At 69.3% G+C, this 22408-nt stretch carries 17 protein-coding genes and 2 pseudogenes; 1 reads left to right on the top strand and 18 read right to left on the bottom strand.

The features are described 5' to 3' along the window. Window positions 1–20: 20 nt before the first annotated feature. Window positions 21–1764 (top strand): annotated as a pseudogene (locus tag H4N64_RS46715) (glycoside hydrolase family 43 protein); the annotation flags it as partial. Window positions 1765–1768: 4 nt separating this feature from the next. On the opposite strand, the gene H4N64_RS09205 reads toward H4N64_RS46715, so the two are convergent. From H4N64_RS09205 to H4N64_RS09120, 18 genes and pseudogenes are all read right to left on the bottom strand, one after another. Continuing rightward, the gene (locus H4N64_RS09205; protein WP_186281637.1) at window positions 1769–2878 is read right to left on the bottom strand and encodes a right-handed parallel beta-helix repeat-containing protein; all 1110 of its coding nucleotides are present in this window, start codon (window positions 2876–2878) and stop codon (window positions 1769–1771) included. Between the two features lie 36 nt (window positions 2879–2914). Next, window positions 2915–3720 (bottom strand): annotated as a pseudogene (locus H4N64_RS09200) (pectinesterase family protein). A 1-nt stretch (window position 3721) separates the two neighbouring features. Beyond that, window positions 3722–4855 carry a pectinesterase family protein gene (locus H4N64_RS09195; RefSeq protein WP_186281636.1) on the bottom strand — a complete coding sequence of 378 codons (1134 nt, stop codon included), beginning with the start codon at window positions 4853–4855 and terminating at the stop codon, window positions 3722–3724. 57 nt (window positions 4856–4912) lie between these two features. Continuing rightward, on the bottom strand, window positions 4913–6226 hold the full coding sequence (locus H4N64_RS09190; protein ID WP_186281634.1) for a pectate lyase family protein: 1314 nt from the start codon (window positions 6224–6226) through the stop codon (window positions 4913–4915). 38 nt (window positions 6227–6264) lie between these two features. Then, the gene (locus H4N64_RS09185) at window positions 6265–7053 is read right to left on the bottom strand and encodes a rhamnogalacturonan acetylesterase (RefSeq protein WP_186281633.1); all 789 of its coding nucleotides are present in this window, start codon (window positions 7051–7053) and stop codon (window positions 6265–6267) included. A gap of 108 nt (window positions 7054–7161) precedes the next feature. Further along, complete coding sequence (locus H4N64_RS09180) at window positions 7162–8505, bottom strand: ABC transporter substrate-binding protein (protein WP_186281631.1); 1344 nt, start codon at window positions 8503–8505, stop codon at window positions 7162–7164. 48 nt (window positions 8506–8553) lie between these two features. After that, window positions 8554–10524: a pectinesterase family protein gene (locus H4N64_RS09175; RefSeq protein WP_186281629.1), complete on the bottom strand. Its 1971-nt coding sequence runs from the start codon at window positions 10522–10524 to the stop codon at window positions 8554–8556. 33 nt (window positions 10525–10557) lie between these two features. Continuing rightward, complete coding sequence (locus H4N64_RS09170; protein ID WP_186281627.1) at window positions 10558–12093, bottom strand: glycoside hydrolase family 43 protein; 1536 nt, start codon at window positions 12091–12093, stop codon at window positions 10558–10560. Continuing rightward, the gene (locus tag H4N64_RS09165) at window positions 12090–12935 is read right to left on the bottom strand and encodes a DUF6807 domain-containing protein (protein WP_186281799.1); all 846 of its coding nucleotides are present in this window, start codon (window positions 12933–12935) and stop codon (window positions 12090–12092) included. Before H4N64_RS09165 ends, H4N64_RS09170 begins: the two co-directional genes overlap by 4 nt. Continuing rightward, on the bottom strand, window positions 12935–14089 hold the full coding sequence (locus tag H4N64_RS09160; protein ID WP_186281626.1) for a Gfo/Idh/MocA family protein: 1155 nt from the start codon (window positions 14087–14089) through the stop codon (window positions 12935–12937). The genes H4N64_RS09165 and H4N64_RS09160 overlap by 1 nt, the downstream gene beginning before the upstream one ends. Then, on the bottom strand, window positions 14086–15369 hold the full coding sequence (locus tag H4N64_RS09155) for a pectate lyase family protein (protein ID WP_186281625.1): 1284 nt from the start codon (window positions 15367–15369) through the stop codon (window positions 14086–14088). Before H4N64_RS09155 ends, H4N64_RS09160 begins: the two co-directional genes overlap by 4 nt. Then, window positions 15366–16259 (bottom strand): carbohydrate ABC transporter permease, encoded by an 894-nt coding sequence (locus H4N64_RS09150; RefSeq protein ID WP_186281624.1) that lies wholly within the window; start codon window positions 16257–16259, stop codon window positions 15366–15368. Before H4N64_RS09150 ends, H4N64_RS09155 begins: the two co-directional genes overlap by 4 nt. After that, a complete protein-coding gene (locus tag H4N64_RS09145) occupies window positions 16256–17191 on the bottom strand; it encodes a carbohydrate ABC transporter permease (RefSeq protein WP_186281623.1) in 936 nt (311 codons plus the stop codon). Before H4N64_RS09145 ends, H4N64_RS09150 begins: the two co-directional genes overlap by 4 nt. An 81-nt stretch (window positions 17192–17272) precedes the next feature. After that, a complete protein-coding gene (araD, locus tag H4N64_RS09140; protein WP_186281798.1) occupies window positions 17273–19099 on the bottom strand; it encodes an L-arabinonate dehydratase in 1827 nt (608 codons plus the stop codon). Between the two features lie 173 nt (window positions 19100–19272). Continuing rightward, the gene (locus H4N64_RS09135) at window positions 19273–20184 is read right to left on the bottom strand and encodes a dihydrodipicolinate synthase family protein (RefSeq protein ID WP_186281622.1); all 912 of its coding nucleotides are present in this window, start codon (window positions 20182–20184) and stop codon (window positions 19273–19275) included. Then, entirely contained in the window at window positions 20181–20837 is a 657-nt protein-coding gene (locus tag H4N64_RS09130) for a GntR family transcriptional regulator (RefSeq protein ID WP_186281621.1), read from the bottom strand. Before H4N64_RS09130 ends, H4N64_RS09135 begins: the two co-directional genes overlap by 4 nt. 119 nt (window positions 20838–20956) lie before the next feature. Continuing rightward, a complete protein-coding gene (locus tag H4N64_RS09125; protein WP_186281620.1) occupies window positions 20957–21709 on the bottom strand; it encodes an MBL fold metallo-hydrolase in 753 nt (250 codons plus the stop codon). A 67-nt stretch (window positions 21710–21776) separates the two neighbouring features. Then, window positions 21777–22364 carry a TIGR03086 family metal-binding protein gene (locus tag H4N64_RS09120; RefSeq protein ID WP_186281619.1) on the bottom strand — a complete coding sequence of 196 codons (588 nt, stop codon included), beginning with the start codon at window positions 22362–22364 and terminating at the stop codon, window positions 21777–21779. Between the last annotated feature and the right edge of the window lie 44 nt (window positions 22365–22408).

Raw genomic sequence — 22408 nt, 5'->3', positions numbered from 1 at the left:
CGCACTCACACAGGAGCGACATGCGCCCACGCCTCCTCCTCGTCGCCTGTCTCTCGCTACTCCTGACCCTGCTCACCGCACCGCCCGGCACCGCCGACTCAGGAGCACCACCCGTGAAGAACCCGAAGTACGCCGGCTATCTCTTCGCCTACTTCACCGGCGAGGGCACCGCCGACGGCGAGCAGATCCGCTACGCCCTCAGCCGCGGCAACGACGCCCTGCACTGGCGTGAGCTGAACGCGGGCAAGCCGGTGCTGACCTCCACCATCGGCGAGAAGGGCCTGCGCGACCCGTTCGTGATCCGCTCCCCCGAGGGCGACAAGTTCTACATGATCGCCACCGATCTGCGCATGTACCGGAGTTCCAGCGGCAGTTGGGACCATGTCCAGCGGCACGGCAGCAAGTCCATCATGGTCTGGGAGTCCACCGACCTGGTGAACTGGACCGACCAGCGGCTGGTGAAGGTCTCCCCCGACACCGCGGGCAACACCTGGGCGCCGGAGGCGTACTGGGACGAGACCCTCGGCGAGTACGTCGTCTTCTGGGCGTCCAAGCTGTACGCCGAGGACGACCCGGAGCACACCGGCTCGACGTACAACAAGATGCTGTACGCGACGACGAAGGACTTCCGCACCTTCAGCGAGCCCAAGGTGTGGAACGACCCCGGCTACTCGGTCATCGACTCCACGGTCGTCGAGCACGAGGGCACCTACTACCGCTACACCAAGGACGAACGGGACCCCAGTTCCTCCAGCCCCTGCTCGAAGTTCATCACCGGCGAGAAGTCGACGTCGCTGACCTCGACGAAGTACGACTTCGTCGCCGACTGCATCGGCAGCGGCGCGATGGACCGCGGCGAGGGGCCGACGGTGTTCAAATCCAACACCGAGGAAAAGTGGTACCTGTTCATCGACGAGTACGGCGGCCGCGGCTATCTCCCCTTCGAGACGACCGACCTCGACTCCGGACAGTGGACCCCGTCCACGCACTACCAACTCCCCGCGAGCCCACGGCACGGCACGGTCATCCCGGTGACCCGAGCCGAGTACGCCCGGCTGCTCGCCGCGTATCGCCGGTGAGCAGAACGCTCGTGGGCGCTTAGCTCGATCGTGTGATGGTCGACCCGCAGGCTTGCGGTGCCCAGCGGACGACCAGTGCGCCCAACTACCGTTCGGGGCGTGCGGCTGATCAGGGTCGCTCCTGCTCGGTCCCCAGGGACGGTACGCGATCGTCACCGAGGGCTCCTCGAAGGGGCCTGATCCACTGGAAGGACCACGGGGGATCCTGGATCTGGGCCCGGATGTGAGCTGGGCGGACAAGTACCGTGGGCGCTCGGCGATCGCCGAGCGCGACGGCACGTACTACTTGACTTGACATCCTCCCCCTCGTGGACAAGGGAGATTCCAGCCCTTGCGGACTGAGGTTCACGGGCGCTCGAACCCTTTCGGGCTGTCACCCCTCCGGCGTGTCCCGCCGCGACACGGGTATTGCTCAGGTTGGCGCACGCTTGGCTATCGCTGAGCGCCGAGCCGATCGTACTGTGGCTGGACGTGCGCCGAATCGCCCTGGCGGTGGTTCGACGTCCGATGCCCCGCTACGCGGAAGCCGCATTCACCCCGGCCCTGTGGGACCGGGCACGATCCTGTCCAAGCGCCCCGAGTACGGCATCAAAGGCACCGGACGGTCGACCGTCTGGAGTTCGCGGCCGACGGCACGATCGCACCGGTGGTGCCGACCCTGGAGTCGATCAGGCCGGTCAGGTCCCAGCTCAGTCCATCGTCGCGCCGATGGTCGTGCTGCCCGTGGTCAGGAAGGTGGTCACGGGCAGCGCGCCGTTGGACTGGCGGGCGTTGTAGGTGCTGGTCGCGTCCGTCGAGCGGAACGCCGGGGTGGAGATCCCGGAGTCCCAGTTGTTGCCGGCCGAGACGACCGAGGAGCCCTTGTTCACCAGGCCGCTGCCGTTGCTCACGGCGAGGTTCTTGCCGAGGCGGGCCGCGCCGGTGGCGAAGTAGTAGCCCCACTTGCCGTTGGCGTAGGCGGTGGTGCGGTTGATGACGATGGCGCCCCTGTTGCTGTTCTCGGTGAACCCGTTCCCGGTGTTGCCCCAGGCGGCGGAGTTGTTGACGACGTGCGCGACGACCTCTCCGTCACCGCCCAGCTTGTAGCCGTTGCCGTCGCCCGCGAAGGCCGAGTCGGACCAGCGGTTGACGCCGTTGCCGAAGGCCCAGGTGTGCTCGACGGTGACCGGTGAGGAGAAGGACCAGAAGTCCAGCCCGTCATCCGAGTTGTTGTACAGGCGGGCCCCGGTGATCAGATTCCCGGTGCCGGAGCCGTACTTCACGGCGATCCCGTCGGCGTTCTCGCCGTGGTTGGCGGAATCGTAGTGGCCGTAACTGTCGATGTTCCTGACGGTGTTGTTGACCGTGCCGTCCCCGGTGAGCGTGAAGCCGGAGTCGCCGCCGTTGATGGTCTTGATGTTGTTCCAGACGGTGCCGGTGCAGGACTGGCAGACGACCGCGCTGTCCGGGGAGTTCTGGAAGGTGATGCCGGAGACGTTCCAGTAGTCGGCGGTCAGCTTGAAGATCCAGTCGCCGTCGGGGAGGGACGAGCCGTCGATCTTCACGGTCTCGCTGCCGTAGGGCTGGAGGTAGATCGGGTTGGACGAGGTGCCGTTGGCCGTCGACTGAAGGGTGGCGGTCGGGTAGTAGGTGCCGCCGCGCACCTGGATGAGGGTCCCGGCGGTGGCGCTGGAGAGGGCGCCGCTCAGCTCGGCGCTGGTGTCGACGACGGTCGCGGCCTGGGCCTGGGTGGGGAGCACGGCCAGTCCGGCGCCGAGGGCGAGGGCGGCCGTCAGGGAAAGAGCGGTTCGACGAGACATGGAGTGCGGGTCCTTTCGCCTTGTCAGTGGGGGGAGTCAGGGCCGCCAGTCGCCCAGGTAGGCGCGCTTGGTGTGCGCCTCGGCTTCCGCGGCGGTCAGGGTCTGCCAGGGGTAGGCCTCGCGCATGTTGGTATAGGGCGTCCTCGGCACCCGAGGTGATGCGGGAGCGGACCGCGAGGATGCCGTGGGGGTTGGCGCGGGCCGTGGCGGGGGCGAAGGCCATGCCCTTGGGGGTGAAGTTCACGTCCCTTTGCAGGGTGTGGAAGTGACAGTGCTCGAAGAAGCCCTCTGTGGCCCAGCGCAAGTACTGCCGGTCGAAGACGTCCAGGGCGGTCATGTCGACGAAGAGGGTGTCCTGGTGGGCGAGCAGACGGACGTTGTCGAAGTGCGACCGGTCCCCTGTCACATACGCCGCCACCGCCTGGGTGCCGGTGATCTCGGGGTGGTCGGCACGCAGCCAGTCGTTGGCGAGGGTGACGTCGCGGACGTGCAGGCCGGGGGGCCGCCGAGGTGAAGGTGGCGGATCCGGCCGTGCCGTACGTGCCCGAACCGTCCGTCTTCTGGGTGCCGTTGGCGTTGTCGTGGACGAGGACGGCGTCACGCGGGTCGCGGGTCGCGCCTCGCAGGGTCAACTCGGCCGTGTCCGCGGGCACTTTGACGAGCTCACGGTAGGTGTCCGGGTGCACCACGATCGTCCAGCCGGGGCCGGTGACCGCGTCCACGGCGGCCTGTACGGAGTCACCGGGGCGGACGTGCAGGACACGAGGGCCGTGCGCGAACGCCGGTCCGGCGGTGGCGGCCAGCCCCGCCGTGAGTCCCGTCAGGAGGGTGCGCCTGCGCATCTCAGCAGTCCTCCTTCCATGGCTCCCAGTCCCCGAGATACGCGCCCCGGGTCTCCGACTCGGCCTGCTCGGCGGCGAGTTGGGGGCGGTTCTCCGGCAGGGAGATCTCCGCGCCGGGGCCGGAGTTGCGGTACTCGGCGAACCGCTGGTTCTGCCATGGGTAGGCGTCCGACATGTTGGCGTAGGGCGCCACCGCGTCGATGCCGGGGCCCAGCCAGGTCTCCCGGACGGTGAGCATCGGACTGGCGGTGCGGTCGGAGCTGGGTACCCAGGGGCGGGCCAGCTTGTAGTAGGCGTCCGGGGCTTCGCTGGTCACCCGGCTCCTGGTGACCAGGTAGCCGCGCGGGTTGGCGCCCGCCGTCGAGGGCGCGAAGACGAAACCGTACGGGGCGGAGGCCCGGTCGGTACGGGTCAGCGTGCGGAAGTGGCAGTGCTCGAAGACGGCCGTCGCCCGCCCGAAGACGAAGTCGACGTCGCCCTCGGCGTAGCAGTGCGCGAAGTACTGGCGGGCGAAGACGGTCAGCGCGCCCGTGTCGGCGTACAGGGTGTCCTGGTGGCCGAGGAAACGGCAGTGGTGGAAGGCGGAGCGGTCGCCCATCACCTTGATGGCGACGGCCTGGGTGCCGCTGATCCCGGGGTGGTCGGCGCGCAGCCAGTCGTTGGCGAAGGTGATCCTGCGGGCGGTGAATCCGTCGGCTCGCACGGTGGTGGTGGCCGAGCCGGTGGTGCCGTAGGTGCCGGAGCCGTCGGGCTTGGGGGTGCCGGCGGCGTTGTCGTAGACGATGACGACGTCCCGGGGGCCGTCGCCGGCGCCGAGCCAGGTCATCTCGGTGCGGGTGAGGTCGACGCTCACGGTCTCCCGGTAGGTGCCGGGTGCGAGGACCAGCGTCCAGCCGCTGCCGGTGGCGGCGTTCACGGCGGCCTGGACGGTGGTGTGGTCGCCGCTGCCGTCCGGATCGACGTAGAGCGTGGTCGGGGTGAGGCGGGCGGCCGGTGAGCCGTACGGTCCGAACGGGCGGGGTCCGGCGGCGGCCCGCGCGGGGACGGAGGCAAGGCCGAGAGCGGCGCCCGCTCCGGCGCTCGCCATCAGGAATCCCCGTCTGGACAGGGGTAGTTGGAGGTGGGGCGAGGGCATGCGAGTGCTCCTTCGAAGGCTGCGGAGGGGGCCGGGAGGCCCGGCCCCCTGGGCGGATCAGCAGATACGGCCGGCACCCGCGCGGTGGTCGACGATGCCGGGGACGGCCCGCGGGTGGTCGACCTGGGTCCGCAGCGTGGGCGTCCATCCCGCGCCGGACTGGAGGGTCTCGGCGGGGATCTCCGTGTTGTGGACGGCGATCAGGTCGGTGAGCCTGCCGTTGACGTAGTTGTTCGCGGCGGTGAGGGGTGCCTCGTTCCACTTCTTCAGCACCTTGCCGGTGCTCACCCCGGGCGCCAGCGTGAAGGCGTTGTCGGTGGCGTTGAGCTGGGAGGAGGCGCCGATGCCGAAGACGTAGCCGAACTTCTGGCCGCCGGTCACCACGAAGTGGTTGTTGTACGAGTCGACCTGCCCGAACCGGACGCGTGGCGCCCGCTCCACGATGCCCTCGAACCGGTTGTGGTGGAGGGTGACCTTGAGCTTGCCGGTGTCGGTGGAGCCCGCGCCGTCGCTGTTGCCGATCAGCATGGTCTTGTCGTGGTCCTGGAAGGAATTCCAGGACACCGTCACATGGTTGGCGCCGCGCACCACGTCCACCAGGCCGTCGTGCTGCTGGTAGACCTTGCCGAAGTACTCCGGCAGGGAGCTGTCGGGATAGCGTCCGTCGGTGAGCGTGTTGTGGTCGATCCACACATGGGTGGAGCCGTAGACGACGACACCGTCGTACTCGGAGTTCCAGGCGCCGGTCTTGTTGTCGTCGGTCGGGTCCCACTGCGGGAAGCAGTCGAGCGGGGCCTCGATGGTGAGGTTGCGGACGATCACATTGTCGACGCCCCGGATCTGCAGGCTGCCGCCCCGGATCCCGGAGTCCCGGCCGACGCCCACGATCGTGGTGTTGGCCGGCACGCTCGCCTTGATCATCTTGTTCTGATTGGCGGCGGACGCGGCCCGCAGGGTCTCCTGCTCGCCGCTGACCGGGGTCTCGTTGCCCCACACGGCGGGGTCGTAGTCGGCGAGGTACTGCTGGAAGTCGTACCCCTCGGCGGCGAGGGCGTCACAGCCCTCGGACACCGCGTCGATCACGCCCTTGACCTTGATGATCCGGGGCGCGGTGCCACCCTCCGCGAGCGCGGCCCTGAACTCGGCCCAGGTGGTCACGGTGTGGACATGCGCGGCGTCGGCGGCCGACCCACCGGTGGTCCCGGCCCCCTCCGACGCCCACCCGTCCCCGGCGCCGAGCACCTCGCGCCCGAGGTCACGGGCCGACCCGGCCTGGGCGATCCCGGCACCGCTGGCTCCGAGGACGAGCGAGACACAGCCGGCCAGCACGGCGGCTCCTATGGCATGCCCATGCCATGTCTGTGCGTTCATGATGCGGCTCTCTTTTCTATGTCTCTACGCGATAGGGGTCAGGCGGCGGCTTCCGGCCAGGTGATCCAGGACTGAGGGATCTCCTCGTCCAGCCGCCGCAGGTCCTGCGGGCTCAACACCCGCGTCCGCAGCAACTCCCGCGCCACGAGCCGCGCCACCGCGATGGCCCCGGGCGGGTTGAAGTGCGTGTTGTCCTGCTCGGTGGCGGTCCAGTTGAAGTACTTCTTGGTCTCCTCGACCCCCAGCGACTGCCACAACTGAAGCGACAGCGCCTGAATGTCGAGCAGCGCGACCCGCTCCTCCTCGGCGAGCGAGCGCATGGCCGCCGGGTAGTCGCCGTGACTGGCCTGAGCGTTGCCCTGAGCGTCGAACCGACGCCGCTCCACGGCGGTGGCGAGCACCGGCCGGACACCACGGGAACGGGCACCCTCGATGTACAGCCGCAGATAGTCCTTGTACGTCGTCCAGGGCTCGGTGTATCGAACCGGATCCGTGACCTTCTCGTCGTTGTGAGCGAACTGGATCACCAGAAGGTCCCCGGGCCGAATGGCCCCGAGAATGACATCGAGCCGCCCTTCATCGACGAAGCTCTTGGAACTACGCCCGTTCACGGCGTGGTTGGAGACGACAAGCCCCTTGTGGAGAAAGAAGGGAAGAGCCATCCCCCACCCGGTCTCGGGCGCGGCGTCCGCATACTTCTGAGCGGCGGTGGAATCCCCGGCGATGAAGAGAGTACGACTCCCCCGCTCACCGGCCTGAGCGGTACCGAAGGTGAGAGGCACGGCAGCGACAAAAGCGCCGGCAACCTGTCTACGGGAAAGCGACATGCCTTGGCCTTTCAGGAAGAGGGACCGGCAACACCCTCAGGGGCGCGGGGAACTGCGCGACCAGCCGCAACCGGCCGGCAGTCCCCCACGACAGCAACCCCCGAGTACTCAGGACTTCTGCTCGTTCCACTCGGCCTGAGCCTCGTTCAGCTGCTCGGCAATCGTGTCGAGGAAGGCCTTCGCACTCATCTTCCCGAGCAGCACCTTCTGGAAGTTGGGCTCGTTGTCCGCCTTGGAAATGGTGTTCCAGTCAGGCAGGTAGTAAGGAAGCTGGACGATGGTCGTAGAACCATCGTTCAGCGCGGCGGCAGCCAGCTTCGTGGGCTCGGCCTCATTGATCCAAGCGTCCTTGGCCGCCTCGGTGTTGGACGGAATCGCTCCCGCCGACTCGTTCCACTTCGAGTTCGCCTCGTGCGAGGCAGCGAACTCGATGAACTTCCAGGCCGCGTCCTTGTTCTTGGAGCTCTTGAACAGCCCGAGCCCGTCAACGGGGTTGGACACCTGAACCCGCTTGCCGCCGGAGCCAACAGGCTGCGGAATGCCCCGGAACTTCTCGACCCCGAGCGCCTTCACATGATCCTGGTACGAGCCCAGGTTGTGGTTGAGCATCCCGATCGTGCCGGAGTCCCACTGCGCGACCATCTTGGTGAAGTCGTTGTTGAGGTCGGCGGCCGGAGTGACCTTCTTGAACAGGGCCGCGTACTTCTCCAACGACTCCACGTTCTTGGGGTCGTTGACGGTGGTCTTGTCACCGTTCCAGAACGTGGTGATCCCGCTCTGCCCGTACATCGCGTCCAGGGCCTGCGCGATCGACCCCGCGCCACCGCGGATCGTGTACCCGAACTCGTTCTTGCCGGAGTTCGTGAGCTTGTCGGCGGCCTCGTAGAAGGCGTCCCAGGTCGTCGGCTCCTCAAGCCCCGCCTTCTTGAACAGGTCGGTGCGGTAGTAAAGGACGCCGTTGTTGGCGGAGGTGGGGATCGAGTACATGTGCTCCTCGGAGCCGCCGGCCACCTTCACCGACTCGACCATGTCCTCGTTGAGCTTGCCGTTGAGGGAGGACTCGGCGAGCCGCCCCTCCACGGGCTCCAGCGAGTCCTGCGCGGCGATGCCGGCGAGCATCGCGGCGCCGACACCGCCGACGTCGGGCAGTCCGCCGCCCTGGATGGCGGTGTCGTACTTGGACTGCACCTCGGTGGCGGCGATCGGGACGTACTCGACCTTGATGTCGGGGTTCGCCTTCTCGAAGTCGGCGATGATCTCCTTCCAGATGTCGGTGCGCACACCGCCGTTGTTGTCCCAGAAGACGATCTCGCCCTTGCCGGAGCCCTCGGATCCCTTGTCCCCGCCACTGCCGCTGCCGTCGTCGCCGCAGGCGGTGGCGGTCAGGGCGAGCACGGAGCCCAGGGCGACGGCTGTGGCAGCGCGCCTGCTTCTACGGATGCTGATCTTCATTGGTCGGCTCTCTTCTTCTGGATCCTGCGAGATATGGAGTTGTGGGGGTCAGTGGCGCGCGTACGGCGCCCAGCCGTCCGTGCCCTTGAGGTAGTCGGCGACGGTGTGGGCCCGCGCCTCGATGTCGCCCATCTGCGGCCGGTCCGGCGAAGTCGCCGCCCCCGGGCCGTAGTTGCGGTACTCCGTGAACCGCGCGTCCTTCCACGAGAACCCGCTCATGTCGGTCCACGGCGCGGCCTTGATCGCGGCCGGCAGTTCGGTGTTCCTGATCAGCACCTGGGCGACGGCGTCGGGTTCGCCACCGGGGTGCCAGGGCCGGCCGAGGTGGAAGGATCCGGCCGGGGCGTCACTGACCACCTTGGAGTCGGTGATCAGGAAGCCGTAGGGGTTGCCCTTCCAGGTCGAGGCGGCGGTGATGTAGCCGTTGTTGGTGGCCGAGCCGCGGCTCAGCGCGCGGATCACCGACCGCTCGATGACGGTGGTCGCCCGCCCGTAGACGAAGTCGACGTCGCCCTCGATGTACGAGTCGCGGATGTATACCCGGCTGACGGTGGTCAGCTTGGGGCTGTCGGTCATCAGCGTGTCCTGGTTGCCCAGGAAGGCGGTGTCCTCGAAGACGATCCGGTCACCGGTCGTCTTCATGGCGAGGGCTTGCTCGCCGTTCAGCTCGTGCGCGGCCTCGTCGAAGTCGTTGCTGAAGGTGAGGTTCCGCGCCGTGACGTCGTTCGCGGCGATCCGTACGGTGGCGCTCCCGGTGGAGCCGCCGTACGCGGCGGGCGTGTCGTAGACGATGACGGTGTCGGACCGATCTTGTCCAGTCCCGCGCAGCAGGATGTTCGGCTTGGTCGCGGGGATGAACACCTTCTCGCGGTACGTCCCGGGCGCGACGGCGATGGTCAGCGGCACGGTGTTGCCGTCGGGCACGGCGTCCACGGCGGACTGCACGGTCGGGTAGTCGCCGGGAACGCGCAGCACCACACCGATCCGCTCCTGCGGCCCCGAGAACCGCTTGACCAGCGCGGGCACGGCGGTGGCCGGGTCGAGCCGGTAGTCGTAGAACTCCCGCGGATCGAAGGCGGCACCCCACTCGTCATGGCGGCCGGTGGTGTTCTTCAGGATCGACCCGCGCTGCACCAACTCGGCCGTGGCGTCGGCCTGGTAGGGGTGCTGGACGTCCTGGTAGTAGCTGTTCTCGATGACCATCCTGGTCTTTCCGCGCGACCAGTTCCCGTACGTCCACACGGGGTCGCCCGGATCCGCCTGTGCGGTCAGGTAGTTGTTGTAGAGGTGCGCGTAAGCGGCGTTGTCCACGGACGGGTTGCGCTGTTTGGTGTTGGCGAACCAGTTGTGGTCGATGGTGATCTGCGTCTTCACATTCGTCGTCCAGCCGAGCCCGAACGTCTTGTTGTTGTTCTCGAACCGGTTGTAGGAGACGGTCACGTACTCGCTGTCCTTGCGGACGTCGAGCTGCCCGTCGCAGATGTTCGAGAAGCGGTTGTGGTCGACCCAGACGTGGTGGACGGTGTCCATCTGGATGCCGTCGAAGTCGGTGTCCTTGCAGTCCCAGTTGCCCTCGACCGCCGAGTCGCGGATCGTCAGATTGCGGATGATGACGTTGTGGGTGCCGGGGCTGAGATGGAACTCGCCCTGCACCAGCTCCCCGCCGTCCCCGACCCCGACGATCGTCTTGTCGGAGGCGACCTCGATGTTCGCGCCGAACGGCTCGGCGGTGATCGAGCCCTGGACGCGGATGATGTACGGCTCGGCCGCCGCCGCGTACTTGGCCAGCGAGGCCTGGTCGGTGACCGTGACGACCTTGCCGCCGGCGCCACCGGTGGTGCCCCCTTCGAGGGAGGCGAACCCGTGCGGGCGGTCGCCGAAGCGGTCGGCCGTCGCACCGGGGGCGGTCGCGGCGTCCGCCTCGCCGATGGCCCCGAGTCCGAGGGCGGCGACCAGGCCCAGGACGGCGGCCGTGGTTCTGCCCGCCCCTGGCAAGCGCTTGCCACGGAGTTGCGTCATTGCGGCTCCCAACAGGCGTTCTGATGAGGTGAGTTACGAGGGGGTGACCGTGAAGTGCGTGAAGGTTGCCGCGCCGGCGTGTCCCTGACCGGTGGGCGCGAGGGCGAAAAGGCCGAGCAGGGCGCCGACCCAGCGCCAGGGGGTGGCGGCGAAGACGGGCCCGGACGAAGTCCAGCCGTCTCCGACGTCGTGGAAGAAGCGGCAGCGGGCGCCGGAGGTGATCTCGATGCGGAGCCGGGCGCGGCCCTCGGGGGCGGGGCGGGGGTGGCTCGCGTCGCGTTCGTTCCCCCACTGCCCGAAAGGCGTGGGAGGTGCCCCCATGGCGACGGCCTCGGCGAAGCGGTGGACGAGGTGGACGGTGCCGCCGGTGCCTCGCTGGAGCCCGATCCAGCTGAAGGCGTCCCCGAGCACCGCGAGTCCGGCCCGCGCCCCGGGCTCGGCGCTGTCCAGGCGCAGCTCGACCTCGATGGTGGCCGGCATTCCGGGCAGCCGCTGGGTGAGGACGTTCGGCAGTCTGCGCAGGTCATGCGCGTCGGCCGAGCGGACGCAGGTGAGCCGTAGCCCGTCGGCGGAGTGCTGGGTGGACCAGCCCTCGCGCGGATTGGCCGTCCACTGCCACTGCCGTCCGTGCCGTCCGCCGGGGAAGTCGTCGTCGGTGGCGGGCGCGGCCGGCGGCTGCGGGGGCAGAGCGGGCTTCTTGTGTACGGCGACGGGGGCGCCGTCGGCGCCGAGCACCGGCCAGCCGTCGGGGCCCCAGCGCATCGGCTGGAGGTGCACGACCCGGCCGTAGGCGCCGCGCTGCTGGAAGTGGACGAACCAGTCCTCGCCGGACGGGGTGCGCACCCAGCCGCCCTGGTGGGGGCCGTTGACGTCGGTGTCCTTCTGTTCGAGGACGATCTTCTCCTCGTACGGGCCGAAGAAGCCGCGCGAGCGGAAGGCGCCCTGCCAGCCGGTCTCCACTCCCCCGGCGGGGGCGAGGATCCAGAACCAGCCGTCGTGCCGGTAGAGCTTGGGGCCCTCCAGGGTGAACCAGCCGGGGATGCGGTCGCCGTCGACGATCACCTTGCCCTCGTCGAGGAGTTCGCTGCCGTCGGGGCGCATCCGGTGGCCGGTGAGCCGGTTCTTGATGCCGGAGCGGGACTTGGCCCAGGCGTGCACCAGGTAGGCCTCGCCGGTCTCCTCGTCCCACAGCGGGCAGGGGTCGATCAGGCCCTTGCCGGCCTTGAGGAGGTGCGGCCGGGTCCAGGGGCCGCGGATCTCGGGGGCGTTGATCTGGTGGATGCCCTGGTCGGGGTCGCCCCAGAAGATCCAGAAGCGGTCGTCGTGATGGCGCAGGGAGGGTGCCCAGACCCCGCAGTCGTGCCGTGGGGTCCTGAACTCGGCCGCCGGTTCCAGGCGTTCGAGGGCGTGGCCGATCAGGGTCCAGTTGACGAGGTCGCGGGAGTGCAGCAGCGGCAGTCCGGGGACGCGGCCGAAGCTGGAGGCGGTCAGATAGAAGTCGTCGCCGACGCGCAGGACGTCCGGGTCGGACCAGTCGGCGTCGAGGACGGGGTTGGTGTAGGTGGTCATGCGCTCACCGCCTTGCGGACCAGGGAGGAGGCGGCGTCCCGGTCGAGCCGGCCGTCGGCGACGACCGTGACGATCCGCCGTACGACCGTGTCGCCGGGCGCGATCGGCAGCCGTTCGGTGTGGGCCAGCGACGAGCCCACGCCGGGATATTCGGCGGTGCGCACGAACCACGGGTCCTGGCGGGTCTGTTCGGTGGCCCCGGCGAACACCAGCGTCCAGGTGGCGCCGACCAGGGCGAGCCAGTCGGCGACGCGCCCGTGGGCGTCGGCCTCGCCCTCGGCGTCCGGGGTGAGGACGTCCGGTGCCGTGTCCTCCTTGCGGGCCCGCCAGAAGAAGCCGCCGTAGGCCGCGCCGGGGCGTCCGTTGGTGGCGGGGCTGCCGATGGACAGCGTGCCCGCGGTGACATTGGTGAGCGCGAAGGTGAAGTCCAACGACCAGGCGGATTCGGTGAGTTCGGTGGCGGCGACGGTACGGCGCTCGCGCAGCAGCTCGGCTCCGGCCGCCATCCAGCGCAGCTCCTGGACGAACCCGTCGGGGTCCCGCAGTTGGAAGCCCGCGTGGCGCTGGGCGCCGTGGTTGTCCAGCTCGGTCGGGCCCTGGTCGCGGACGTAGGTGCGCCCGCCCCAGAAGTTGTGCCCCTCGACGTCGGGAACGGCGACGCCGACGCCGAGGTGGTGTGCGTGGTCGGCGGGGCTGAGCTCGCTGACCGCCGTGCCGGCCAGGGTGGTGACCGGGTGCAGATACGGGCGCGGGGAGAGCCGGTCCGGCAGTTCGGGCCGGGTGACGTACCGGCCGACCGGGCGGCCCGCGACGCGCAGGACCGGGGTGTCGTTGGTCGTCATCATGTGCTCACCTCTTTGCGGAGACCGTGGGGAAGCGCCCAGGGGGCGCCGAGCTCGGAGTAGAGGGCGAGGGTGTCGGCGGCGGCCGCGACCAGTCCGTCGACGCCGGGCACGACCCGGCGCTGTTCGTCGGGCAGCAGATGCCAGGCCCCGGCGGGCAGCGGAGCCGGGTCGGGGGCCAGCCGGATCGCCTCGACGACCTTCATGAAGGCGCCGGTCTCCTCCGGGGTGACCAGCAGTTCGTCGCCGTCGGTGAGATGCCGGACGAGGTTCTCCAGCAGGTCGGTGCGGCCGTACTCGGCCTCCTCGGGGCCGTGCCCGGCGCGCTGGAGCAGTACCCGGTCCTGCTTGTACCAGAAGGTGATCCGGCCGCTGCTGCCGTGCACCACGACATACGGCTCGTCGGGGTGCTCGGCGCACAGGGTGACGGCGACGGTGACGGGGTGGCCCTGGGCGGTGGCGACGCGGACGCAGGAGGTGTCGTCGGACTCGATGTCGTTGGCGCGCAGCAGCTCGGTCTCGACGCCCGTGACGTCCTCGGAGCGGGTCGAGCCGCCGAGCGCGAGGGCGGTGGCGACGGCGTGCGCGAGCGGGTTGGTCAGCGCGCCGTCGATCACGTCGACGCCGTTCAGGCGGCGCTTTCCGGCCCAGGGCGCGCGCCGGTAGTAGGACTCGGCGCGGGCCCAGGCGCCGGCCCCGCCGACACCGACGAGCTCGCCGATGGTGCCCTCGGCGATCATCCGCCGGATCGCGGGCACCGCCCGTGAACCGAGCGACTGGAAGCCGATCTGGCAGGTGACTCCGGCCTCGGCGACCCCGTCCGCCATGCGCCGGAACTCGGCGTACGACGGGGCGGGCGGCTTCTCCAGCAGGACATGGACGCCCTTGCGCGCCGCGGTCAGCGCCAGGTCCGTGTGGGTCGGGATCGGGGTGCAGATCACCGCGACCCGGGCGCCGGTGGTGTCCAGGAGGGCGCCGAAGTCGGCGGACTGCTCGGGCGTGCCGAGGCCCTCGGGGATCTCGTCCGCCGTGAGGGGCCACAGCTCGCAGATGCCCGCCAGACGGACGATGCCCTTGTCCTGGAGCCCCCGGATGTTGTCCAGGTGCCAGCGGCCGTGGCCGCGCGCGCCCGCCAGGACGATGTCTACGGTCATGGGATCCTCCCTGCGCCCGCGCCGCGCGCCACCGCTCGGTCGGCCGTCCCGGCGCTGTCGATCTTTGTGTGCAGGGTAGGTGTCCAGCCGACGTCCGCCGTGAGGTCGCGCTCGCTGCCGGAGTTGTAGGCGTTGTAGATCGTGCGCAGGTCCACGGGGAAGCCGTTGAAGAGGGTGCCCTCGTCGTGCAGGGCGCTGCCGTTCCAGCTCTTGACCAGGTCGGCGACCTCGATATGGCCCGGGGCGGTGAAGGCGTTGTTCTGGACGTACAGGGCGGACTCGGTCGAGACGCCGATCGAGTACCGGTGGCCGTCCTTGACGACGTACCGGTTGTTGTAGACGTGCACCTGTCCGAAGCGCACCCTCGGCGCCCGCTGTACGACGGACTCGAACTGGTTGTGGTGCAGGGTGACCCGGAGCTTGCCGCGGTCCCCGGTGGCGGTGTCGCCGTTGCCGATGAGCATCGCCTTGTCGTGGTCGGCGAACCGGCTCCAGGAGACGGTGACCAGGTCGGAGCCGTTGGTGATGTCGAGCAGACCGTCGTGACGCAGGTAGTTGCGGCCGAAGTAGGTGGGCTCGTCCTCGTCGGGGTGGCCCTTGTCGCTCAACGTCACATGGTCGACCCACACATGCGTGGCGCCGCGCAGCCAGAGGTTGTCGTACGCCGTCTTCCAGTCGCCGAGGCCGCCGGAGTTGGGCTGCCAGACGGGGAAGCAGTCGTAGGCGTCGCGGAGTTCGAGATTGCGGACGATGACGTTGGAGGCGTCCTTGATCTGGAGGCCGGCACCTTTCAGGACGGCTTTGTCGCCAAGACCGACGATCGTGGTGTTGGAGCCGACGGCCAGCTCGACGCGCTCGGCCTGCTTGGCGGCCGAGGCCTGGCGGGCCTGTTCCTGGGGGCCGCTGGGCTTGGCGGAGCCCCAGGTGCGGGGGTCGTAGGCGGTGAGGTACTCCTTCAGGTCGTAGCCGTCGGTGGCGTAGTCGGCGCAGTCCAGGTGGTCGCCGTTCTCGTCGGTGTTGGCGTCGATGGCCCCGGCTATCTTGATGATCTTCGGGGTGTCGCTGCCGCCGTCGAGGGCGCGGACGAGTCCGGCGCGGTCCGTCACCGTGAACACATGGGCGTCGTCGGCGGCCGAGCCTCCGGTGGTGCCGGTGCCGTAGGACGCCCAGCCGTCGTTCGCGGGCAGGGTGTCGCGGCTGATGTCGCGGCCCTCGGCGTGCGCGGGGAAGCTCAGCACCCCGAGCAGGGCGAGCGGCACGATGAACCGATGCGTTCTCATCCCTTCACCGCCCCCGCGCTGAACCCGGTGATCAGCCACTTCTGGATGAAGGCGAACACGATCACCACGGGTACGGCCGCGATGATGCCGCCCGCGGCGAGCGCGCCGAGGTCGACGCTGTCCGCGCTCATCAGGGTGTTGAGGCCGACCGGGATGGTCTGCTTGTCCTGGTTGTTGAGGAACATCAGGGCGAACAGGAAGTGGTTCCAGGAGTGCACGAAGGCGAAGGAGCCGACGGCGATCAACCCTGGCCGCAGCAGCGGGAGTACGACGATGCGGAACCCGGTGAAGCGGTTGCAGCCGTCCACCCAGGCGGCCTCCTCCAGCGAGTACGGCACGTTCTTGATGAAGTTGCTGAGCAGGATCATGGACAGCGGCAGTTGGAAGACGGTCTCCGCGAGGATGACGCTGCCCAGCGAGTTGATCATCTGGAGTTCGGCGAAGATCTCGAACAGCGGCACCAGCAGCAGCGCGCCGGGCACGAACTGCGAGCAGAGCAGGGCGAGCATGAAGGCCCGCTTGATCTTGAAGTCGAACCGGGCGAGGGCGTAGCCGCCGGCCAGGGCGACGAGTGTCGTCATGAGGAGGGTGGCGACACCGACCAGGACGCTGTTCTGGAAGTAGGTGCCGAAGCTCCGCTCGTTCCAGACCTTGTCGAAGTGGTCGAAGGTCATCGGCCAGGGCACGAGCGAGGTCGAGCCGCTCGGGCGGAGCGCGAAGAGCAGGATCCAGTAGAAGGGGATCAGGGTGAAGAGCAGATAGATGCCGAGCGGGAGGTAGATCTGCCAGCGCGGGACCTCGTCCCAGGCGCGGTGCCTGCCGGAAGGGTGGGACGGCGGTGGTGTCCTCCGGGCGGCGGGCACGACCGGGGTGGCTTCCTTGATGCTCACTTGCTCTCACCTCCGAACTTGCTCAGCCGCAGATAGACCATCGAGCAGAAGAGCAGGATCACGAACGCGACCGTGGTCAGGGCCGACGCGTAGCCGAAGTTGTGGGCGTCGACGCTGGTGTTGGCGATGTAGAGCGGGAGTGTCGTCGTCTCGCCGGCGGGTCCGCCGCCGGTGAGGGTGTAGAGCAGGTCGACGTTGTTGAACTCCCACACCGCGCGCAGCAGCGTGGACAGGATGATGGCGTCCTTCAGATGGGGCAGCGTGATGTGCCAGAACTGCTTGATCCGGCTGGCCCCGTCGACCTCGGCGGCCTCGTACAGATCCTTCGAGACGGACTGGAGGTCGGCGAGGATGAGGATCGCGAAGAAGGGCACACCGCGCCACAGGTCGGCGACGATCGCCGCCGGGAAGACGGTGGAGGTGTCCGACAGCCAGCTGGTGCCGTAGGAGCCGATGCCCATGTCGGCGAGGTAACGGGTCATGCCTGTCTGGGAGTTGTAGAGCAGCACCCAGATCGCGGAGGTCAGCACACCGGAGACGGCCCACGGCGAGAAGACCATCGCACGGCCCAATCCCCGTCCTACGAAGGTCTGGTTGACGATGAGGGCCAGCGCGAGACCGAACAGCAACTGGAGTCCGACCTCGACGAAGACCCACTTGGCGCTGAAGACCAGCGTGTCCCAGAACAGCGGGTCGTCGGTGAAGGCGTGCACGAAGTTGTCGAAGCCCGCGTAGCCGTTGCGCCATGGCTTGGTGGGGTTGTAGTTCTGCAGGCTGTAGTAGAAGACGCTGATCACCGGGTAGGCGATGAAGCCCAGCATGAGCAGGGCGGCCGGGGCGATCAGCAGGTACGGGAGCCTGCGCGGGGTCGCGGAGGCACGGCGCCGCCTCGGTGGCGCGGGCGGTTTCGCCACGGCTGCGGCTTGGGCCATGACTGTTCTCCGTTCTCGGTGAAGCGCTTTCCGATCACTGTTCGGGGTCTCGACCAAAGGAGGTGGTGGTCGAGGGGTGGTTCAGCCGGCGTACGGGTCCTGCACCTTGCCGGGACGGGCGAGGAACTCGAAGTCGCAGCCGGTGTCGGCCTGGGTGATCTGTTCGTTGTAGAGCGCGCCGTAGCCGCGCTCGTAGCGCGCGGGAGGTGGTGTCCACTCGGCCCGGCGGCGTTCCAACTCCTCGTCGTCCACGTTGAGTTGGAGCGTGCGCGCCTCGACGTCCAGGGTGATGGAGTCCCCGGTCCGTACCAGGGCCAGCGGTCCCCCGATGTACGACTCGGGCGCCACGTGCAGCGCGCAGGCGCCGTAACTGGTGCCGCTCATCCGGGCGTCGGAGATCCGCACCATGTCCCGTACCCCCTGCTTGAGCAGATGGTCGGGGATCGGCAGCATGCCGTACTCGGGCATGCCAGGACCGCCCTTGGGCCCGGCGTTGCGCAGCACCAGCACGCTGTCGGCGGTGATGCCCAGCGACGGGTCGTTGATGGTGCGCTGCATGGTCTTGTAGTCGTCGAAGACGACCGCGGGACCGGTGTGCTTGAGCAGATGCGGCTCGGCGGCGATGTGCTTGATGACGGCGCCGTCCGGGCAGAGGTTGCCGCGCAGCACGGCGACCCCGCCCTCGTTCGCGACCGGGTTGTCGCGGGGCCGGATGACGTCGTCGTTGTGGACCTGGGCGCCCTCGATCTGCTCCCCGAGGGTGCCGCCCACGGTCGGCCGGTCCAGATGGAGCAGGTCGGTGATCCGCGAGAGGAAGGCGGGCAGACCGCCGGCGAAGTAGAAGTCCTCCATGAGGTACGTCTGTCCGCCGGGCCGGACGTTCGCCAGCACCGGTACGGTACGCGCGATGCGGTCGAAGTCGTCCAGGGTGAGCTTGATGCCGGCGCGGCCGGCCATGGCGATCAGATGGATGACGGCGTTGGTGGAGCCGCCGAGGCCGAGGATGGTGGTGACGGCGTCCTCGAACGCCTCGCGGGTGAGGATCCGTGACGGGGCCAGCCCGGTCCAGGCGAGTTCCACGGCGCGGCGCCCGGAGGCGGCGGCCATCCGCTCGTGCGCCGAGTCGACTGCGGGGATCGAGGAGGCACCCGGCAGGGTCATCCCGAGGGCCTCCGCCGCAGCGGTCATCGTGGACGCGGTCCCCATGGTCATGCAGTGGCCGGGCGAGCGGGCCAACCCGCCCTGGAGCTCCCGCAGTTCGCAGTCGGTCAGATTGCCCGCGCGGTGCTCGTCCCAGTACTTCCACATGTCCGTGCCGGACCCGAGGGTCTCACCGCGCCAGTGCCCCGGCAGCATCGGCCCCGCGGGCACGAAGAGCGACGGCACGTCGGCCGAGGCGGCGCCCATCAGCAGCGCCGGCGTCGACTTGTCGCAGCCGCCGAGCAGGACCGCCGCGTCGACGGGATAGGAGCGCAGCAGCTCCTCCGTCTCCATCGCCAGCAGGTTGCGGTAGAGCATCGGGGTCGGCTTCTGGTAGGTCTCGGAGAGCGTGGAGACCGGGAATTCGAGCGGGAAGCCACCGGCCTGCCACACGCCCCGCTTGACCGCCTCGGCGCGCTCGCGCAGATGGACATGGCAGGGGTTGATGTCGGACCAGGTGTTGAGGACGGCGATCACCGGGCGGCCCCGGTACTCCTCCGCCTCGTAACCGAGCTGGCGCATACGGGCGTTGTGCGACCAGGTGCGCAGCTGACCCTCGACGCCGAACCACTGATGGCTTCTGAGGGCCTGTGTCGCATCCCCGGTCGGATCAGCGTGCGGCGGCGATGGGGGTGCCCCCGCGCGAGTCGGCGAAGCCGTTCGAGCGCGGGGGAGCGTGCGATCGCAAGGCGCCGGAGCGCCCTCGATGGGGGTGCCCCCGCGCGAGTCGGCGAAGCCGGTTCGAGCGTGGGGGAGGAGCCACGTGGGTGGTTCGGTAACGCGGCTGGGGGTCCCCCCTCTGGGGGAGTGCGTGCCAGGCGGCGTGCGCCCGGCCGGGGATGCGACACAGGCCCTCAGTTCCTCGGGGCGCTTGCGGCCGGTCATATCGACCATCCGGCGGCTATCGCGGCGACCTCGGCGCGCTCGCTCTCGGGCAGCGGCTTGCTCGGCGGGCGGACCTCCCGGCGGCACAGTCCGAGGGAGGCGAGGGCCTCCTTCACCACGGTGACGTTGTTGGCGGAGCCGTTGGCGGCGCGCAGCTCCTCGAAACGGCGGATCTGCTCCCAGACCTTCATGGCGGCCGGATAGTCGCCGGATCGAAGCGCTTCGATCATGTTCAGCGAAACGGCCGGAGTGACGTTCACCAGCCCCGAGGTGAAGCCGGTGGCGCCCGCCGAGAAGTAGGAGGGAGCGTACGGCTCGGCGAGACCCGCGACCCAGACGAACCGGTCGAGCCCCGCGTCCCGGGCGAAGGCGGCGAACTTGGCGGCGTCCGGAACGGCGTACTTGACGCCGATGACGTTCGGGCAGAAGTCGGCGAGCTCGGCCAGGCGGTGGCCGCTGAGCTGGGCGTTGCGGATGTACGGGACGACCCCCAACTCGGGGACGGCCTCGGCGATGGCCCGGTGGTAGTCGACCCAGCCGCCCTGCGAGACATAGGGATGGACGGGCTGATGGACCATCACCATCGCCGCACCCAGCTCACGGGCGTGCCGGGCGGAGGCGACGGCGGTGGGCACGTCATGGCCGACGCCGACGAGGATCACTCCACGGTCGCCGACCTCGTCGATCGTGATCTCGGTGACGAGCCGGCGTTCCTGCGGGGTGAGGGCGTAGAACTCGCCGGTGTTCCCGTTGGGGGTGAGGGTCCGGATCCCCCCGTCGAGCAGACGACGCAGCAGGGCCCGGTGGACGTCCTGGTCGACGCTGCCGTCCTCGGCGAACGGGGTCACCGGGATCGCCACCACATCGGCCAGGGCAGCCCGCTGGGTCTCGAAGCTCTCGCTGCTCATTCCTGGCCTTCCTGGTCCCCGGCGCCGGGGAACGCTCGCTCGACGAAGGACGCGATATGGGCGTGCAGGGCGCGCGCCGCGCCGTCGGCGTCGCCGTCGAGGGCGAGCCGCAGGATCTCCCGGTGCTCACCGGCCTCCCGCTCCCAGGAGGGGGAGGCGGCCCAGGCGACGGCGGAGACGAGGGCGGCCTGGTCACGGACCTCGTCGAGCATCCGGCCGAGCAGCGGGTTGCCGCAGGGCAGGTACAGGGCGCGGTGGAACTCCCGGTTGGCGAGGGAGCGTTCGGCGGTGTCGGACGCCTGGTCCGCCCGGGTCAGCGCGTCCCGGGCGGCGTCGAGGGGGGCGCCCCGCCTGACGGCCCGCTTCAGCGCCTCGGGTTCGATAAGCAGCCGCACGTCGTAGACCTCGCGCGCCATGTCCGCGTCCACCATGCGCACCGTGACGCCCTTGTACTGGCTCATCACGACGAGCCCGGTCCCGGCGAGCGTCTTCAGCGCCTCGCGCACCGGGGTCTTGGACACCCCGAACTGCGCGGCGAGCTCGGTCTCCACCAGGGCCTGCCCGGGCGTCAACTGCCCGGTGAGGATGCGGCGTTTGATCTCCTCCAGCACGAACTGCGTGCGGGAGGGGATCGGCGTGGGCACAGAGGTCATGCGCGCCTCTCGGATCTCACATATCGCGTCTCATATATGACGTACGAAGTACGACGCGTTGAAGGTAGGAGCGCCTCCGTGTTTCGTCAATGCTTCTGACAAAGGAAGTTGGCGTTGCGTCAGAGGGTGTGGGTGTCTCCGACGCGGGCGGTGACGGTGGGACCGCCGAATGACAAGGCGGCGCGGCTGGTGGCCGCTTCCGGAGTGAGCGTGGGCCCGACATGCGTGACGGCCAACCGCCGAACACCGGCAGCCCCCGCGACACTTCCGGCGTCCTCGGGGGTCAGATGAACCTGTTCGCCTTCGCGATGCCGGTCGATGTCGGCCTCGCACAGGAACAGGTCTGCGGAGTCGGCGAGTTCGGTGAGTGCGGAGCAGGGTCCCGAGTCCCCGGAGTAGGCGAGGACACGCTCACCGACCTGGGCGCGCAGCCCGTACGCCTCGACGTCGTGCACGACTTGACGGGCGGTGAGGGTCATGTCGCCGTGCCGGGCCGCATGCCCATCGTACAGGGCCCGGAAGTCGAAGACGCCGCCGAGGAACCCGGCATCCGGCCGGCCGAAGAACCCGGCGAGGCGCCGGGCGCAGTCACTCGGGGCGTAGACGGGCATGGGGGCTGCGGGGGTGAGCCCGCCGTAGGCGAACCCGTAGAAGGCGGCGGTCAGATCGGCGAAGTGGTCGGCGTGGAGATGCGAGATCCACACGGCATCGAGCCGTCGTGGGTCGGTGTGCCGCCGCAACTCCGCGAAGGTCCCGGTACCGGCGTCCACCCACACCTCTGCGCCCCCGCCGCTCAGCAGATAGCCGGAGCAGGGGCGGTCGGGGTCGGGGTGGGGGGAGGCGGTACCGAGGACGGTGAGGGTGATCGACATGCGGGGAGGCTATGTCTGCGTCCCGCTCCCCCGCCTCCGCCTATGGACTGTGTCCACTCCGGTCTGCTCATGACCGCGTCCACTCCGGATCCCGCCCGCTCAACCCCACCGCCCGGTCCAGCAGGGACGCGTCCTGGGGCACGGGGACGATCGGGCCGAAGATCTCGTCGCGGCTGGGGTCGTCCTTCGCCGCGAGTTGGAAGTCGTGACAGGCCTGGAGTGCGGTCGGGTCGGGGGCGTACGGCTGGCCCGTGGCCCTGGCCAGGTCCCAGCCGTGGATGACCAGTTCGTCGATGGCGACGGCGCCGGCGACCGCGCCGGGGAGGTCGAAGCCGCCCGCTCGGGTCATCCCGGTCCAGGCGGCCGGGTCCCGCCAGGCCTCGGCGAGTTCGTCGAGGACCTTGGGGAACTCCTCGCGCCAGCCGGGGCCGATGTCGGGGACGGTGTCGAAGGGGTTGGTGTCGGTCGTGTTGCCCAGGCTCTTGCGGCCGGCGTCACGGAAGGCGATGGTCAGGCCCAGCAGGTGGCCCAGCATGTTGCGGACCCTCAGGTCCGGGCACGGTGTGGCGTCCGTCAGCTGCTCGTCGGTCACGCGCTCGGCGAGGCGGGCCAGGACCTGGGTCTGGGGCCCCAGATCGATGATCGAGTCCGTCATTGGATGCTCCTCAACGTCTCCGCGGTGGTCTTGAAGGGTGGACC

Source organism: Streptomyces cupreus (assembly GCF_014257025.1).
In the GTDB taxonomy this organism is placed as follows: Bacteria; Actinomycetota; Actinomycetes; order Streptomycetales; family Streptomycetaceae; genus Streptomyces; species Streptomyces cupreus.
The sequence above is the reverse complement of the archived record's forward strand: the minus strand, read 5'-3'. Positions and strand labels throughout refer to the sequence as shown.